Raw genomic sequence first — 13,269 nt, 5'->3', positions numbered from 1 at the left:
TCAGCTCCTTCGCAGACGCGGATCGACAAGCAGGTACGCCAGGTCGGCGGTGGTGTTGACCACGACGTAGCCGGCGGCGGAGAGAGTGACCACGGCCAGGACCACCGGCATGTCCCGGGTGGTGACCGCGGAGAGGGTGACCTGGCCGAGGCCGGGTCGACCGAAGACCTGTTCGACGATCACGGTGCCGCCGATGACGATGCCGAAGACCCAGCCGGCCAGACTGACGGCCGGCAGGACGGCGTGCCGCAACGCGTGGCGCACCAGGACCGTTCGTTCCCGTACGCCTCGGGACCTCGCGGTGAGCACGAACGGCTCGTCGAGCGCCTTGTCGATGCCGTCGCGCAGCACCTGGGCGAGCAGCCCGGCGATGGGCAGCGCGAGGGTGACGGCGGGCAGCACCAACGCGACGACGCCCTGGTCACCCGATACCGGGAAGAGGCCGAACCGGAACGACAGCACGCTGAGCAGCAGGAGCCCGATCAGGAACGACGGGGTGGAGACCAGCAGCAGTTCGGTGCCGGAGCTGAGCCGACGCAGCCACGGTCGCCGGTACCCGGCGGTGGCCACCGCGATGAGCAGGGCGAGCAGCACCCCGAGCCCGGCGGCGGCGACCGCGAGCGTGAGGGTGGGGGCGAGCTGTTCACCGATCACCTCGGTGACGGGTCGTTGCAGGAGGTACGAGCGACCCAGGTCGCCGCCGCCCAACCGCCCGAGGTAGTCGAGGTACTGCACGACGGCGGGCCGGTCCAGGCCCCAGTCGGCGATGATCTCGGCGCGGATCTGCGGGGTGTCCGCGCCGTCCCCGACGATGTTGTCCACGGTGTCGCCGGGGGCGGCCAGCAGCGCCAGGTAGGCGGCGGTGGCCGCGACCCAGAGGACGACCAGGCCGGTGCCGAGCCGGCGGGCCACGGCACGCACGGGTGGGCTGCTCATGTCACTTCCCGATCCACAGGTCGTACGCGCTGGCGGGCACCCCGGCGGTGGGTTCGAAGCGGACACCGCCGACGCCGGTGCTGGCGGCGATCTGGTCGGCCGGCGCGTACAACGGAAGCAACAGGGCCTGCTCGACGACGACCCGCTGCTGCAGGTCGGCGTAGATGCCGGCCCGCTTCGTCGGGTCCACGGCGGCCTGACCGGCCTCCAGGAGCTGGTCGATCCCGGGATCGTTGATCTGGGTGCGGTTGATGCCGCCCTTCGAGTGCAGCAGCAGGTTCAGTGCCGCCCCGGCGTCGGTGTCGGCCCGCGAGTTGTCGAAGACCTCGTACTCGTTGCGCTGGATGGCGTCGGTGGCGGTGCCCTGGTCGACGAGCGACACCTTCAGGTCGATGCCGGCACTCCGCTTGACGGCCGCCTGCACGGCCTGCGCCAGCACGTCGCGTCGGTCGCGGACGAAGGGTGCGGACTGCACGAGCCGTACGGTGAGCCGTTTGCCGGCCTTCACCCGGTAGCCGTCGGCGTCCCGGGCGGTCCAGCCGGCCTGGTCGAGCAGGCTGTTCGCCTTGGCGGCGTCACCGCTGTACGCGCTGCCGTCCAGCCGCTTGTCGTAGAGCGGGCTGGACGGGCTGATCACGCTCCAGGCACGGGTCGCGGTGTCCCGGTAGACCGACCGCAGCACGGTGTCCACGTCGACGGCCTCGCGGAACGCCTGGCGGACCCGCACGTCGTCGAAGGGCGGGTGGGAGGTGTTGAAGTAGTAGGAGTAGGCCGAGCCCGAGTTGAGCTCCCGGGTCAGGCGCAGCGCCCGGTTGCCGGTGACCAACGGCTGGTCGGTGGCGGGCACGCCCTCGATGACCTGCACCTGGCTCGACGTGAGGGCGCCGACGCGCACCGCCGACTCCTTCAGGAAGCGGTAGGTGACCTCGTCGAGGTACGCGGGGCCGGTGTGCGTCGCGGTCGGCGGCGCCCAGTCGTAGCCGGGGTTTCGCCGGTAGTGCAGCTCCTGACCGGCGACGTAGCGGTCCAGCACGAACGGTCCGGTGCCGACCACGTCGACGCCACCGGCCTTGAGGTTCTTCGCCTCGCGCAACGACCTCGGCGAGATCTGGGCGCCCTGCGGGGAGGCGAGGAAGTCGAGGATGAGCACGTCGGGGGTGGTGAGGATGAGCCGTACGGTGCGCGGGTCGACGACCTCGACGGCCTTGAGGTTGCGCAGTTGCACGGCGGCGACGGCGGGGGCGTACCCGGGTTCGCGGAGTTTGTCGATGTTCGCCTTGACGGCCGTGGCGTCCAGGGGCGTGCCGTCGGAGAAGGTGACGCCGTCGCGCAGTGTCAGGGTGTACGACAACCCGTCCGGGGCGACCTGCCAGCCGGTGGCCAGCCAGGGCGCCAGCTTGCCCTGCCTGTCGTAGGTGAGCAGGGACTCGAAGGTGTTCCAGACCAGCAGGCGGGCCTTGGCCTGGGCGTACTGGTGCGGGTTGAGGGTGATCGGCTCGGTCTCCACGGCCCAGGTGAGGCCGCCGCCGGAGCGGGGCTGGCCGGCGGCCTCGGCGGCCGGCGTGGCACCGGTGGAGCAGCCGGCGACGACGGCGAGCAGCGGGGCGAGCGCGGCGGCGGCGAGGGTTCGCAGACGGTTGGCGGGCATGGCGAGGTCTCCTGTCCAGGCAGGCGGTACGAGGCACGCCGACACCCGGCCCGGCGCGGTGGCGCGGGTCGGTCACGGTGTCGGTGCGTGAAGGCTCGGCGGTCGGCTCGGCAGTGAGCCCCACCTCGGCAGGCCGGTGCGGCGGGCCGGGTTGACGGGGTGCCGGTCAGGCCAGACAGGAACTCGACCACACCCGACCGAAGTCGATGTGGCCGCGGATCGTCAGCCGCAGCTCGCTGGACATGAGCCGAGTCCACTCGCCGCGCGGATCGGTGTCAACACATCGGTCGATGGATGTCGGCTATCGCACGTGGGGACGCCGATTCGTTGACGCATTACCTACTAAGGCTATAGGATTTAGAGGGAATGTGTCCGGCGGGTCGACCTGGACCCGCGCCGGGCCGGGACCGGTCCGCCGGACATCCCACCGCATCCGGCTGAAGACCTCGGCCCGTTCCGGTCAAGCGGCGGCGCGGCGGGCCGTGCCGTCGGAAGTGTCCGCGAGACCGGCGTAGCGACCCCGGTGGTAGAGCAACGGTGAGCCGACGTCGGCGTGCCGGAGCAGCTCCGGCTCGGCCAGCACGACCACGTGGTCGCCGACGACCACCCGGTCGACGACCCGGCACACCAGCCAGGCCAGGGCGCCGTCGAGGATCGGCAGCCCGTTCGGCCCGGGCCGCCAGCGGGTCGGAGCGGCGAAGCGGTCGATCCCGCTGGTGGCGAACGTCTGGGCCAACTCCTGCTGACCGTGCGCGAGCAGGTGCACCGCCACGTGTCGCGCCTGCGCCAGCGTCGGCCACGTGGACGAGCCGAGATTCAGGCAGAACGAGACGATCGGCGGCGTCAGGGACACCGACGTGAACGATGTCGCGGTGAAGCCCACCGGCGGCGCACCGGGGGCGGTGACCACCGTGACGGTGCTGGCCTGGTGGCGCAGCAACCTGCGCAGCGCGTCGACGTCGGCGTCGGTCGGGTCGTCGGTGGACGAGGTCATGGGCGTTCCTCCCGAGGGGGTGGGGGCGCGGAGCGCTGGGAGCGGGCGGCGGGGTCGGCCGTCAGCCGCTCGAACGGAATCTTCTCGCCGGCCTCGACGGCGACCGGCAGCCGGTTCTCCGCCGGTGGCAGCGGGCAGGTCGCGAAGTCGGTGTAGGCGCACGGCAGGTTGACGGCCCGGTTGAAGTCGAGGATCACCCGGCCCTGCTCGTTCGGCGTCCCGACGGCCAGCGACCGGTTGGCCCCGTAGGTGGTGACGCCGGACGTGGTGTCGGTGAACAGCACCGACAGGCTGCCGGGTGTCACACCGTTGAACGCGGTCAGGCTCAGCGGCAGCCCGTCGACGCTGAACTCGATCCGACCCGGCGCGTCGTAGACGTGGTGGAGCCCTTCCACAGCAGCGCCGACCGTGGTCGGTCGGGGACGGTCGAACGGCACGAACCGCCCGTGGAGCACCCACCGCTCGGCGGGCGGGTAGGTGGCGGTGCCCCGATAACCCCTCCGCAGCGGGTGATCGGGACGTCGCGGTCGAAGGATGTCGTGCCCACCCCGCCGGGCCACCTCGAGGACGCCCCCGTCGATGTCCACGGTGACGCCGGCCCGCTCGGCGATCGGCCCGAACTCATGCCTCTCCCGGACGCGCCGGCCGTCGACGACGATCTCCTCGTCGTCGGCGACGGTCACGACCGGCCCGGCCGTCCCGGTGTGCCACCTCCCGGGCACATCGGGGAACCCCTGCGGCTCCGTGGTGAGCCAGTGCAGTCCGGCCACGGCGAGGAAGCCGTGGCGGTCCGCCCGCGCCTCCTCGTGTCGGCGGTGCCACTCCTGCCAGTCCTCGGCGAACGCGCGGGCGGATCGGGCGTCGTCGGCGGATGCGGACGGTGTGAGATCACGTGTCATGACCGATCCCTCTCGTTGGCGTACGACCACTCGGAACGGGTGCGAAGGTGCCGGACGCGAGCCGGCGGGACGACAGCCGGCGGGCGGAGATCGCCCGCTCAGGCCGGAAGGGCGGCCACGCGACAGAGCTGCGCGGCGACCCGCATCAGGTCGACGACCCGGCGGGAGGTGAGCAGCCGGACAAGCAGCATGGACCGATTTTCCTACCAGACAAGTAGGATTTCAAGCCCCTGGAGCCAGGCGGCCCAGCATGCTCGGAGGCAGGGTCGACGGGGTGGCCGGCCAGCCGGGCGGATCCCAGCGCCTGAAACCCTACTTGACACATAGGAATTGTGGGTTAACGTCGTATCCGTGACCAGCCAACACACCCTGCTTCAGGGCACCGCCATCGCGGTGTCGCGGGGATGCTGCCGTGGCTGGACCGCCGCCTGCGGCCGCTGCCGCTGAGCCCGCGCTCCTCTCTGTTTCCACTCGCGCCGCCGGCTCGACGACGACCGGCAGCCGACTCCTCGCACCGATCGACGGTTGCTCGCCGCCCTACGTCCACGCGCGCTCGTGGCGGCACGCAGCTGTCTTCGTCGACCCAGGAGGACAGCCATGACCGTCATCACCGAACCCGTGACCCCGGTCGACCCGACCATGTTCCGTGCTCTTCTACGCCGGCACGCTGCCGCGGTCGCGGTGGTCACCGCCGCCGGCGAGCCACCGGTCGGGATCACCGTCACCTCGCTCACGTCGGTGTCACTACGCCCATCGTTGGTGTCGTTCTGCCTGGCCCGATCGTCGTCGAGCTGGCCGACGATCGCCGACGCGGAGCACGTCGCGGTGCACCTGCTCGGCGACGACCAGGAGGACGTCGCGCGGACCTTCGCGACGAGCGGCATCGACCGGTTCGCCGCACATTCCGCGTGGCGGTACGGGCCGCACCGGGTGCCGCTACTGGACGAGCCGGTCGCCTGGCTCCTGTGTCGCGTGACCCAACGGGTGCCCGCGGGCGACCACGTCATCGTGATCGCCGAGCCGCTGCTCGCCAGTCACCGCGACGGCGCGCCTCTGCTCTACCACATGGGGCGCTACGCCGCCCTGCAAGCAGCGACGAAGGAGTTGTAAGTGACCTCATCATCCCTCCTGGACCGTCGGGCGATCCTGTCCGCGACCCTCGGCGCGGTGACGCTGGGCCTGACCGCCTGCGCCGGTGACGACACACCAGCCGCGGCGCTGGCCCTGGGCGCTCCACTGCCACAGGCCGTGCCGAAGGGCACCAAGCTCGTCGTCGGGGACAAGGAGCACCAGAAGGCGATCGAGTTCTCCGGCGAGGCGGACACGTTCAGCTTCGAGGTGGAGTGGGCGAACATCAGCGGCGGCCCGCAGACCCTGGAGGCGTTCCGCGCGAAGGCGCTGGACGTCGGAGCGGTGGCGGACATCCCGCCGATCCACTCGCACTGGACGGGCATCCCCACGAAGATCGTGGCCTCGAAATTCCGCCAGGACCCGCTCAACCACGCCATCTACCGGCTCGGCATCGCACCGGGCGTCACGGTCGCCACCCTCGCCGACCTCGCTGGGAAGAAGATCGCGTACAGCCCGGGACAGGCGCAGGGGGCGCTCGTCCTGCGGGTACTCCACAAGGCCGGCCTCAGCAAGAAGGACGTCAAGCTGGTCGAGCTGCCGAGCACCGGCGATGTCTACAACACCGCGCTCGCGAGCCGCCAGGTCGAGGTCGCGCCGATCGGCGGGGTGCAGATCAAGCGGTACGACACCAAGTACAGCCGGGACGGCGCGACGACGATCGCGCACGGCCTGCGCGACGACCCCGGGCACCTCTACGCGCCCGTCACGGTGCTCGGTGATCCGGCGAAGGCGGCGGCGATCCGCGAGTACGCGCAGGCGTGGGCGCGGGCCTGGCGGTGGCGCGAGGCCAACCCGGACGAGTGGATCGAGCGGTACTACGTCAAGGACCAGGGCCTGACCGCCGACGACGGCAGGTGGCTGGTCCAGAACAGCGGCGTGGCCGACATCCCGGCGAGCTGGACCGAGGCCATCGCCCGGCACCAGGAGACCATCGACCTGCTCGCGAAGGAGACCGGCAACAAGCCCCTCAGGGCGGAGGACCTGTACGACCGACGGTACGAGTCGGTCGGCGCGCAGGCCCTGACCGCCGGGGGTGCCCAATGAGCGTCTCGGCACCGACCAGGCCCCGGTCGACCGCCGCCGCCTTCGCCGGCCGGCCGCGACGCCGACTCAAGCCGGGCCGCCCCATCCCGTTCGGGGCGGCGATCGGTCCGACCCTGCTGCTGGTCGTGTGGGCAGCTGGCTCGGCCGCCGGCTGGATCGACCCCCGCACCCTCTCGGCGCCCTGGACCGTGGTGATCACGGCGGGTGACCTCATCGCCGACGGTCGACTCCAGGACAACCTGGTCATCTCGGCTCAACGGGCGGGCCTGGGTCTCGCCATCGGCACGGCCGCCGGCACGGTGCTGGCCGTGCTCGCCGGTCTGAGCCGGTGGGGCGAGGCCATCCTCGACGGGCCGATCCAGATCAAGCGGGCCATCCCGGCCCTCGCGTTGCTACCGCTGCTCGTCCTCTGGTTCGGCATCGGCGAGCAGATGAAGGTCATCACCATCACGCTGGGCGTGTTCGTGCCCGTCTACATACATACGCACAACGGGCTGCGCACCATCGACAGCCGGTACGTCGAACTGGGCGAGTCACTGCGGCTGCGGCGTACCGCCTTCATCCGCCGGATCGTGCTGCCCGGCGCGCTGCCCGGCTTCCTGCTCGGCATGCGGTTCGCGGTCGTCGGGGCATGGCTGTCCCTGGTGGTCGTCGAGCAGATCAACTCCACCAGCGGCATCGGCTACATGATGGAGCTGGCCCGTGAGTACGGCCAGACCGACGTGATCATCGTTGGACTCGTGCTGTACGGGCTGCTCGGGCTGCTGTCCGATGGCGCCGTCCGGCTCGCGCAGAGGAGGGCGCTGTCGTGGCGACGCACGCTGGCGGACTGACCGCATCTCGCGCCGTACGGGTGCACGGCCTGGCTCGAGGATTCGGGGACCGGGTGATCCTCGACGGATTCGACCTGGAGATCGGCACCGGCGAGTTCGTCGCGCTGCTGGGTCGCAGCGGCTCGGGCAAGAGCACCATGCTGCGTGCGCTCGCCGGCCTGGACGGTGACGCCACCGGTTCGGGGCTGATCGACGTACCGGAGAACTCATCGGTCGTCTTCCAGGACGCCCGGCTTCTGCCATGGCAGCGCGTACTGGACAACGTCGTCCTCGGCCTGCGCGGGCCGGACGCCAGTGAGCGCGGCCGTGCGGCCCTCGCCGAGGTCGGCCTCGCCGGCAGGGAGCGGGCCTGGCCCAACGAGCTGTCCGGCGGCGAGCAGCAACGCGTGGCGCTGGCCCGGGCGCTGGTGTCCGAGCCGGACCTGCTGCTCGCCGACGAGCCGTTCGGCGCGCTGGACGCGCTGACGCGGCTGCGCATGCACGCCCTGCTGCGTGTACTCCATGCCCGGCACCGACCCACGGTGCTGCTCGTGACACACGACGTCGACGAGGCCATCACGCTGGCCGACCGGGTGCTGCTGTTGGACAGCGGCCGGATCGCTGTCGACCTCGCCATCGACCTGCCGACACCGAGGTCGTACCGACAGCCGCAGTTCCTCGCGTACCGCGAAACCCTGCTGCGGGCGCTCGGCGTCGACCAGACGGAAGGATGAGCATGCTGCACCTCAACGCGTTCCTCATGGGCGTCGGCCACCACGAGGCGGCCTGGCGGCTGCCCGAGAGCGACCCGTTCGCGCAGACCGACGTCGAGCACTTCACGCGCCTGGCCCGCATCGCCGAGCGCGGCAAGCTCGACTCGCTGTTCCTCGCCGACAGCCCGGTGCTGTGGAACAGCATCGGTCGACGGCCGGGCGGCACGCTGGAACCGACCGTGCTGCTCACCGCCCTCGCCGGAGCGACGAGCCGCATCGGGCTCATCGCGACGGCGTCGACGACGTACAACGAGCCGTTCAACCTGGCCCGCCGGTTCGCGTCGCTGGACCACATCAGCGGCGGCCGGGCCGGCTGGAACATCGTCACCACCGCCGGCGAGAAGGCGGCCCGGAACTTCAACCTGGACGACCTACCGGCGCACCGGGACCGCTACGAGCGGGCAGCCGAGTTCATCGAGGTGGCCCAGAAGCTCTGGGACAGTTGGGACGACGCCGCGCCGCTCGGCGACAAGGACGCCGGCCGGTGGGGCGACGACGAGCTGCTCTATCCGCCGGAGCACTCCGGGCGGTACTTCAAGGTGGCCGGCCCACTCAACGTACCCCGCTCACCCCAGGGCTATCCGCTGCTGGTGCAGGCCGGGTCGTCCGAGGACGGCAAGGACCTGGCCGCCCGCCACGCCGAGGCCGTCTTCACCGCCCAGCAGACGCTGAGCGAGGCGCAGGCGTTCTACCGCGACCTCAAGCAGCGTGCCGCCCAGGTCGGCCGCGACCCGGACACCATCAAGATCCTGCCGGGCATCGTGCCGGCCATCGGGTCCACCGAGGCCGAGGCCCGCGCGCTGGAGGAGGAGCTCGACCGGCTGATCAAACCGGAGTACGCCCGGCAGCAGCTCGCCACGACGTTGCGGGTCGCCGCCGAAGACCTCGACCTGGACAAGGAACTGCCCGCCGACCTGCCCAGCGAGGACGAGATCGAGGGCGCCAAGAGCCGTTACACACTGATCGTCACCCTGGCCCGACGGGAACGGCTCACCGTCCGTCAACTCATCGGCAGGCTCGGCGGCGGGCGCGGGCACCGCACCTTCGCCGGCACACCGGAGCAGGTCGCCGACGCCATCGAGCAGTGGTACCACGGCGGCGCGGCCGACGGCTTCAACATCATGCCTCCCGTGCTGCCGTCCGGGTTGGAGACGTTCGTCGACCACGTCGTGCCGATCCTGCAACGCCGCAAGCTGTTCCGCACCGAGTACACCGGGGCCACCCTGCGCGAGCACTACGGGCTGCCCCGACCGACGAACCAGTTCACCCGGCAGCTCACCACCGCGTCCCACTGACCCACCGCGAAGGAGAAGTCATGGTCGACCAACGGCCCTTCGGGCGCACCGGCGTCCGCATCAGCTCCCTGACCCTGGGCGCGATGAACTTCGGACAACGGGGCAACCCGGACCACGAGGACGGCATCCGGATCATCCACCGCGCCCTCGACGAGGGCATCAACGCCATCGACACCGCGGATGTCTACTCCAACGGCGAGTCGGAGGAGATCGTCGGAAAGGCCCTCGTCGGCGGGCGACGCGACGACGTCTTCCTGGCCACCAAGTTCCACGGCCAGGTCGGTGACAACCCACAACACCGCGGTAACTCGCGCCGCTGGATCGTCCGATCCGTCGAGAACAGCCTGCGCCGGCTGGGCACCGACTGGATCGACCTCTACCAGGCGCACCGGCCGGAGCCGGACACCGACTTCGACGAAACCCTGGGCGCACTCAGCGACCTGGTGCGCCAGGGCAAGATCCGCTACATCGGTACGTCCACGTTCGAGCCGTCCGCCATCGTGGAGGGGCAGTGGATCGCGCAGCGACGCGGACGGGAGCGGGTGGTCAGCGAGCAGCCGCCGTACTCGATTCTGGCCCGCGGCATCGAGCGCGAGGTGCTACCGGTGGCCCAGCGACACGGTCTGGCGGTCATCCCGTGGAGCCCGCTGGCAGGTGGGTGGCTGTCCGGCCGCTACCACTCCGGGCTGACAGCGCCGATCTCCGGGCGCGCCGAAAGACTTCCGGCCCGGTTCGACCCGACCCTGCCCGCCAACGCCGCCAAACTGACCGCCGTCGACGAACTGGCCACACTCGCCGACGAGGCCGGACTCTCCCTCATCCACCTCGCGATCGCCTTCGTCCTGGAACACCCGGCGGTCACGTCGGCGATCATCGGGCCGCGCACGCTGGCACACCTGGAGTCCCAACTCGGCGCCGCCAAGGTGACCCTGTCCGAGGACGTACTGGATCGCATCGACGCCATCGTCCCGCCCGGCACCACCCTGAACCCCGCCGACGCCGGCTACCAGCCACCGTCGCTGACCGATTCGGCTGACCGCCGACGCGGCGGGTCGCCGCCACGCGTCGCCGGACCGGCCCGATGAGCAGCCGAGCGCGCGGCTTTCCCCTCCCTGCCTACCTTTCCCAGCCTAGGAGCCACCGCATCATGACCCTGTCGAGCCTTCGCGGCCGGCGCCGCGGTGTGGCGATGATCGCCGCCGCCGTCCTGGTCGCCGGCCTGCCCGCCGCGCCGGCCGCCGCCTCCCCCACGACGACGACCGACACCGCTCTCGAGTGGTACGACGCCACCGCTGCCGCCGTCGGGACCGGCACGCGGCCGCAGGTCACCAACAGCCGCGCGTGGGCGATCAGCTGGCTCGCCGCCGCGCGCGCCACCCGGACCGCGCCCACCGGAAACCCCCGCCACTACCGGGACGCCGCGCTCGCGTCCGCCGTTTACACCGCGCTGAGCACCCTGATACCCGACAGTGCTGCCGCGCTGGACTCGGCACTGCGGACCACACTGGACCGGATACCGGACGGGCGGGCCAAGGAACGAGGTGCGGCGACCGGCCGCGTTGAAGCACGTTGGCTGCTGACCCAGCGGACGGGCGACGGGCTCGACCCCGCCTCCGTCAACCCGGCGTATCCGAACCCCGAACCGGGTCCGGGTAGCTGGCAGCCCACCCCACCGGACTTCTCCCCCGCCCAGCAGGCCGGAACCCGCTTCGCCCGGCCGTTCCTGCTCGACCACGCGGACCGGTACCGCCCCGGTCCACCGCCCGCCCTGAACTCGGAGCCCTACCGGGCGGACCTCGCCGAGGTCCGGGCGTACGGGGCTGTGGACAGCGCCGTACGCACACCGCAGCAGACCGACACGGCGACCTTCTGGCTCGGCTCCTCACTGACCCTCTACACCGGGATCCTGCGCGCCGCGCTCGCGCAGTCCACCGGGCCGGTCGCCGAGCGGGCGAGCCTCGTGGCCATCTTCCACGTCGCGCTCGTCGACACCCAGATCGCGACCTCTGACGCCAAGTACGCATATCTGCGCTGGCGACCGGTCACCGCCATCCGGGCCGGCGCAGGCGGGGATCCGGCCTGGACGCCCCTGCACGCGACGCCGGCGCACCCGGACTACCCGAGCGGGCACAACACCTACTCCGGCGCCGCCGAGCAGGTGCTCACCGCCCTGCTGGGGCCGCAGGCCCGGGAGCCGTACACCATCACCAGCCCGAGCCAGCCCGGCGCCGCCCGGACCTACCGCGACTGGCGGCGACCCACCAGGGAGAACGTCGACGCCCGGGTGTGGTCGGGCATCCACACCCGTACCGCGGACGAGGCCGGCGTCCGGCTCGGCCGTGACGTGGCCGCGCACACGCTCCGCACCGCACGACAGCTGTTCCGCTGACCGAACCCATCGGGGCGGGGCGGCCGTCACCGCTCCGCCCCCGAAGCGGGGAGACCCTCTGATGAGCCTCGAGTTCCTCTGGTACATCCCGAACCAGGTCCAGCCCGGCCACCGCGGCGACGACGTGACCGACAACCACAACAGCCTGGAGACCCTCACCAACCACGCCAGGGCTCTCGAGCAGCACGGATGGGGCGGCGCGCTCATCGGAACCGGCTGGGGCCGGCCCGACACGTTCACCGTGGCCACCGCGCTCGCCGCCCGGACGACCACGTTCCAGCCGCTGATCGCGATCCGACCCGGCTACTGGCGGCCCGCGAACTTCGCCTCGGCCGCCGCGACTCTCGACCACCTCAGCGGGGGCCGGACGCTGATCAACATCGTCTCGGGCAAGGACGCCCTGGCCGCGTACGGCGACGGCGAGAGCGATCCGGCCCACCGCTACGCCCGCACCAGGGAATTCCTCCAGATCGTCCGCAAGCTGTGGACCGAGGAGAGCGTCACCTACCGGGGCGAGCACTTCACCGTCGCCGGCTCCACCCTGGCGCTCCGACCGATCGTCCGCGGCGAACGCCGACACCCCCGGCTCTACTTCGGCGGCGCCTCCCCCGCCGCCGAAGAGGTGGCCGCCACCGAGGCCGACGTCCAACTCTTCTGGGGCGAGCCACTCGACGGCGTGGCCGAGCGGATCGAGCGACTCAAGCAGCTCAGCGAGAAACTGGGACGCGAGCACGCCCCGCTGGAATTCGGGCTGCGGGTCACCACACTGGTGCGGGAGACCACCGAACAGGCCTGGGCCGATGCCGAAGCCAAGGTCGCCGACATGGCCAAGGCCCAAGGCGCCGCGCGCGACCGGAACTGGCAGAGCGCCGTCGGTCAGCGCCGGCTGCTCGACCTCGCCGCACGCGGAGAGGTCCTCGACGACAACCTCTACACCACCCCTGGCAGATTCGGTGGCGGCGGAGCAAGCACCACCTGGCTAGTCGGCTCCGCCGAGGACGTGGCGAACTCGCTGCGCAAGTACCAGCGGCTCGGCGTCACCCACTTCGTGCTCTCCGACACGCCCTACCTGGGCGAGATCCGGCGTCAGGGCGACGAACTGCTGCCACTGCTGCGCGGCTGAGGAGCGGGCGGGCACCCTCTCCGGCGGCTGCGACGGATCACGTGGGCGCTCGCGGTGCCGGCAGACGAACCGGGCGGCAGTGCAGCAGCAGACGCACGGGGTCGGATCAGCCAGCGGATTCCCTAGGCCTTGTGTCAAGGTCCTCGGTCGAGCCGAGGGGCAGACAGCAGGTGTGAGGCCTTCGCCTTGAGCCTGGCGCGGCGGACACCACAATGAGGGTGATGC

The 13,269-nt window shown here is 71.4% G+C and carries 12 protein-coding genes; 8 read left to right on the top strand and 4 right to left on the bottom strand.

Annotated elements, in window-relative coordinates:
- The 4 genes from ABZV06_RS09170 to ABZV06_RS09155 form a co-directional block, all read right to left on the bottom strand.
- Complete coding sequence (locus ABZV06_RS09170; protein WP_355619989.1) at positions 1 to 936, bottom strand: ABC transporter permease; 936 nt, start codon at positions 934 to 936, stop codon at positions 1 to 3.
- A 1-nt stretch (position 937) separates the two neighbouring features.
- The gene (locus ABZV06_RS09165) at positions 938 to 2,584 is read right to left on the bottom strand and encodes an ABC transporter substrate-binding protein (protein ID WP_355619986.1); all 1,647 of its coding nucleotides are present in this window, start codon (positions 2,582 to 2,584) and stop codon (positions 938 to 940) included.
- A 460-nt stretch (positions 2,585 to 3,044) separates the two neighbouring features.
- Complete coding sequence (locus ABZV06_RS09160; RefSeq protein WP_355240743.1) at positions 3,045 to 3,578, bottom strand: flavin reductase family protein; 534 nt, start codon at positions 3,576 to 3,578, stop codon at positions 3,045 to 3,047.
- Positions 3,575 to 4,477, bottom strand: a complete 903-nt coding sequence (locus ABZV06_RS09155; RefSeq protein ID WP_355619983.1) for a DUF1684 domain-containing protein — start codon at positions 4,475 to 4,477, stop codon at positions 3,575 to 3,577. The genes ABZV06_RS09160 and ABZV06_RS09155 overlap by 4 nt, the downstream gene beginning before the upstream one ends.
- 597 nt (positions 4,478 to 5,074) lie before the next feature.
- On the opposite strand from ABZV06_RS09155, the gene ABZV06_RS09150 reads away from it, so the two are divergent.
- The 8 genes from ABZV06_RS09150 to ABZV06_RS09115 all read left to right on the top strand — a co-directional run bounded on the left by ABZV06_RS09150 (position 5,075) and on the right by ABZV06_RS09115 (position 13,044).
- Positions 5,075 to 5,587 carry a flavin reductase family protein gene (locus tag ABZV06_RS09150; protein WP_355240737.1) on the top strand — a complete coding sequence of 171 codons (513 nt, stop codon included), beginning with the start codon at positions 5,075 to 5,077 and terminating at the stop codon, positions 5,585 to 5,587.
- Positions 5,588 to 6,652 (top strand): ABC transporter substrate-binding protein, encoded by a 1,065-nt coding sequence (locus ABZV06_RS09145; protein WP_355619980.1) that lies wholly within the window; start codon positions 5,588 to 5,590, stop codon positions 6,650 to 6,652. It abuts the gene before it with no gap.
- Complete coding sequence (locus ABZV06_RS09140; RefSeq protein ID WP_355619977.1) at positions 6,649 to 7,485, top strand: ABC transporter permease; 837 nt, start codon at positions 6,649 to 6,651, stop codon at positions 7,483 to 7,485. The genes ABZV06_RS09145 and ABZV06_RS09140 overlap by 4 nt, the downstream gene beginning before the upstream one ends.
- Positions 7,461 to 8,198 carry an ABC transporter ATP-binding protein gene (locus tag ABZV06_RS09135; protein ID WP_355240728.1) on the top strand — a complete coding sequence of 246 codons (738 nt, stop codon included), beginning with the start codon at positions 7,461 to 7,463 and terminating at the stop codon, positions 8,196 to 8,198. Before ABZV06_RS09140 ends, ABZV06_RS09135 begins: the two co-directional genes overlap by 25 nt.
- Before the next feature lie 2 nt (positions 8,199 to 8,200).
- A complete protein-coding gene (locus ABZV06_RS09130; RefSeq protein ID WP_355619974.1) occupies positions 8,201 to 9,532 on the top strand; it encodes an LLM class flavin-dependent oxidoreductase in 1,332 nt (443 codons plus the stop codon).
- Between the two features lie 20 nt (positions 9,533 to 9,552).
- The gene (locus ABZV06_RS09125) at positions 9,553 to 10,617 is read left to right on the top strand and encodes an aldo/keto reductase (RefSeq protein WP_355619971.1); all 1,065 of its coding nucleotides are present in this window, start codon (positions 9,553 to 9,555) and stop codon (positions 10,615 to 10,617) included.
- 62 nt (positions 10,618 to 10,679) lie between these two features.
- Positions 10,680 to 11,921, top strand: a complete 1,242-nt coding sequence (locus tag ABZV06_RS09120) for a vanadium-dependent haloperoxidase (RefSeq protein WP_355619968.1) — start codon at positions 10,680 to 10,682, stop codon at positions 11,919 to 11,921.
- A gap of 61 nt (positions 11,922 to 11,982) precedes the next feature.
- Positions 11,983 to 13,044 carry an LLM class flavin-dependent oxidoreductase gene (locus ABZV06_RS09115; RefSeq protein ID WP_355619965.1) on the top strand — a complete coding sequence of 354 codons (1,062 nt, stop codon included), beginning with the start codon at positions 11,983 to 11,985 and terminating at the stop codon, positions 13,042 to 13,044.
- Positions 13,045 to 13,269: the final 225 nt, after the last annotated feature.

This window comes from Micromonospora sp. NPDC005172, from assembly GCF_040608555.1.
Classification (GTDB): domain Bacteria; phylum Actinomycetota; class Actinomycetes; order Mycobacteriales; family Micromonosporaceae; genus Micromonospora.
Note: the sequence above shows the minus strand (reverse complement) of the source record. Positions and strands in the feature narration are given on the sequence as shown.

Bases quoted from the DNA above. Each gene is read 5' to 3' on its own strand.
- ABZV06_RS09170 (WP_355619989.1), bottom strand. From the start codon at position 936: ATGAGCAGCCCACCCGTGCGTGCCGTGGCCCGCCGGCTCGGCACCGGC.
- ABZV06_RS09165 (WP_355619986.1), bottom strand. From the start codon at position 2,584: ATGCCCGCCAACCGTCTGCGAACCCTCGCCGCCGCCGCGCTCGCCCCG.
- ABZV06_RS09160 (WP_355240743.1), bottom strand. From the start codon at position 3,578: ATGACCTCGTCCACCGACGACCCGACCGACGCCGACGTCGACGCGCTG.
- ABZV06_RS09155 (WP_355619983.1), bottom strand. From the start codon at position 4,477: ATGACACGTGATCTCACACCGTCCGCATCCGCCGACGACGCCCGATCC.
- ABZV06_RS09150 (WP_355240737.1), top strand. From the start codon at position 5,075: ATGACCGTCATCACCGAACCCGTGACCCCGGTCGACCCGACCATGTTC.
- ABZV06_RS09140 (WP_355619977.1), top strand. From the start codon at position 6,649: ATGAGCGTCTCGGCACCGACCAGGCCCCGGTCGACCGCCGCCGCCTTC.
- ABZV06_RS09130 (WP_355619974.1), top strand. From the start codon at position 8,201: ATGCTGCACCTCAACGCGTTCCTCATGGGCGTCGGCCACCACGAGGCG.
- ABZV06_RS09125 (WP_355619971.1), top strand. From the start codon at position 9,553: ATGGTCGACCAACGGCCCTTCGGGCGCACCGGCGTCCGCATCAGCTCC.
- ABZV06_RS09120 (WP_355619968.1), top strand. From the start codon at position 10,680: ATGACCCTGTCGAGCCTTCGCGGCCGGCGCCGCGGTGTGGCGATGATC.
- ABZV06_RS09115 (WP_355619965.1), top strand. From the start codon at position 11,983: ATGAGCCTCGAGTTCCTCTGGTACATCCCGAACCAGGTCCAGCCCGGC.